Origin of the sequence: Mycobacterium sp. (genome assembly GCF_050701675.1) — a bacterium.
GTDB lineage: Bacteria > Actinomycetota > Actinomycetes > Mycobacteriales > Mycobacteriaceae > Mycobacterium.
Map to the genome: position 1 here is coordinate 1 of NZ_JBOGDD010001278.1, position 2,885 is coordinate 2,885.

A 2,885-nucleotide genomic window follows, 5' to 3' on the forward strand; every position below is an offset into this window, starting at 1 on the left:
AACATCCGGCCAGAACGACCATGGCGATCACGCAGGCAATCAACTTGGTTACTCGGGTCATTGGTCCTCATCAGGAGATTCATGTGCACGTGCAAGCGAGAGCGGGTACGTAGGGGCAGATACCCACGGATGCCGACGAATTGCCAATGCATGGGGATGTGCCGGACGCATCCGACCGTGCTCACGACGGTAGAGGGCGAGTCGACCGTTCGAAACGGTTTATCTTGCAGTGCGCAAAAGTATCTTGCAGATCAGAATCAACTCGATTGAGGCGGCGCACCAACGGTTGCAGCGGCGTTGCGGTTGCGGTCGTAGAACGACTTGGCGGTCCTGCCGTTCACGATGAAGTCACCGATGATCCTTGGCTTGTAGATCACCGGATTGTGGGATGCCAGGGTGCGAGCGTTGCGCCAGTGTCGGTCGAGGCTGCTGATCTCCCGGATCGCGGACGCGCCTCCGGCGTTGAAGATCTTGGCCCCAGCATCGAGCACGGCCTCGATGATGGTGATCTGCGCTGCCGACACGTCGATGAAGTTGCGCGCGTACGCGTCGCCGGCATCGCGTCCGGCGGCGGCCAGTTGGTTGGCGCGTTCCAGTCCGGCAGCCGTCTGCGCCAAAAGCGCGTCGGCGGTCTGCGCATGCCGGTAGAGGTGGCCGACGACGGCCAACACTTCGGCGTCCTCGCTCGCTTGCTGGGATTCGGCATGAAGGTTGGTGCGCACCCGGGACTTCACCAGCGTCACCGCATCCTCGACGATGTTTCGTGCGATCCCGGCAAGGTTGGCGAGGTGTACGAGTTGCACGAACGCCTGGATCGAGCGCAAGTTCTCCTTGGAGCGCCCAAGGTCGCCGTGCTGCAGGACCGGCGCACCGTCGAAACGCGTTGTGCCGCTGCCGGTCAGCCGCTGCCCGATACCGTCCCAGTCGTCGGCGTGCGTGACCGAAGGATCACGCGCCGAGACGATGGCGAAGGTGACCCCGCCGTCGGGGGACTCCTCGGTGCCTGCGGTGCCCGCTGCGACCCGGATGTAGTCGGCGTACAACGAGCCCGTGGAGTAGTACTTCACGCCGGTGATGACGGCTCTGCCGTCGACGTGGTGCAGTTTGGTCGTCGGCAGGAAGTCCGGGCTGTCGGACGCCGGTTCGGACTGCGCGTTGCCGAAGACGGCTCCGTTGGCGATCCGGCGCAGCCAGTGCGTCCGCTGGTCCCGCAAGGGCGACTCGCGGAGGATCTCCACGGTGGTGAAGTGCCCGCGCAGGATCTGCGGGACGTTCGAGTCCGCCCGGCCCGCCTCGGCGAGAAGTTCGAACAGAGTGGGCAGGTCGACGCCGAATCCGCCGTGCTCGACCGGCACCCGTAGCCGTCCGAAGCCGGCGGCTGCGAGCGCACGGATTTCCTCGTGCACCGACGCGTCGGTGCGGCTGCGCGCGGCCGCGCCTACTGCCAGCTGATCGAAGACGCCGCGGATCTGGGCGAGGCTGGTCTGAAACTCGGCGGACAAGAGGGCTTCTTCCGGTTGGTGGTGAATGTGGTTGGAGGGCAGATCAGGTCGTGCCCGAGGTGGCGGGTACCTGCCGCGGGTCGCGCAACTGGAGCCGTTCGCGGATCGTCGAACCGTCATAGGCCGTCGGGAAGGCGCCGGAGGCCTGCAGTAGGGGGATGACGTCCCGATTGAATTCGGCGATGCCGTCGGGCAACACGGGGATGTGGATGTTGAAGCCGTCCACTGCGCCGTCGCTCCACCAATCCAGGATGGAATCGGCCACGTCCTGCGGCGTACCGATCGCGAGACGGTGCCCGCCCTCGACCCGACGCACCAGTTGTCGCGGCGTGATCTCCTCGGCGGCAGTGAGCTCCGCGAAGGAGCGGACGAAGCCGACCGGCCTGAACTGGTCTTCGGAGTAGGCGAACAACTCTGGATCGAGGGTCTTGTCCGGATCGAGGCGTTCGTTGACGTCGAAAAGGGCGGCGCGCTTGAAGAAGTCGGCGATCAGCCCATCCTCGCCGCTGAAGCCGTGCAGTGCTTCGTGTTTGCGGTAGGCCTCCTCACGAGTGGCGCCGACGATGGCAGTCAGACCGGGCATCAGGCGGATCTCGTCGGGGCCGCGCCCATGCGCCACCGCGCGTTCCCGCAGTTGCGCCTTGTACTCGAAGGCGGCCTGTTCGTGCAGCAGCGACGCATACACGATGTCGGCATGCTTGGCGGCCAGGTCGACGCCTGCCTGCGAGGCTCCGGACTGAGCGATCACCGGGTGACCCTGCGGCCCGATCGGGACGTTGAGCGGGCCGGCCACGTCGAAGAACTCGCCGTGGTGATCGACGCTTCTGGCGGTGGTCTCGTCCCACACGGTGTCGGTCGGCGCTTCGCCGTCCGGCGCGTCCCAGCTGAGCCAGAGCTTCTTGACGACGTCGAGGAATTCATCGGCGCGCCGGTATCTTTCAGCTCGTGGAGGCAACGGTGCGTTGGAGAAGTTGGCGGCGATGTCCGGGTTGAAGCTGGACACGACGTTCCAGATCACCCGGCCCCCGGAGATGTGGTCAAGGGTCGCCAGCCGTCGGGCGAGGTTGTACGGCGAGTTGTACGACGACGACGCCGTCAGCAGGAATCCGATGTCCGGCACCGTCGCGGCGATGGCGGAGAACAGGACGGTCGGGTCGAAGCTGTGCAGTGGTCGAGACCTGTTGTCCCGTTGCAATGCCGGGTGGTCGGAGACGAACACGATGTCGAACACGCCCTCGTGGGCGAGCTGCGCCGACCGCAGGTAGTGGTCCCAGTCGCTGAACCGGCTCCACGTGGTTCCCGGCCAGGCCCACGATCGCCCCGCCGAACCCGTGCTGTTGACGGCGACGCTGAGGAACAGTCGACGCTGCGTCGAGCCGGTGG

General features: G+C 65.9%; 2 protein-coding genes. Both read right to left on the bottom strand.

Annotation, left to right across the window (positions count from 1 at the left end):
• Positions 1–257: 257 nt before the first annotated feature.
• The gene (locus ACRDUX_RS39465) at positions 258–1,502 is read right to left on the bottom strand and encodes an acyl-CoA dehydrogenase family protein (protein ID WP_526422770.1); all 1,245 of its coding nucleotides are present in this window, start codon (positions 1,500–1,502) and stop codon (positions 258–260) included.
• Positions 1,503–1,545: 43 nt separating this feature from the next.
• Positions 1,546–2,885 (bottom strand): NtaA/DmoA family FMN-dependent monooxygenase (locus ACRDUX_RS39470; RefSeq protein ID WP_526422772.1); only part of this gene is annotated, 1,340 nt, incomplete at its 5' end.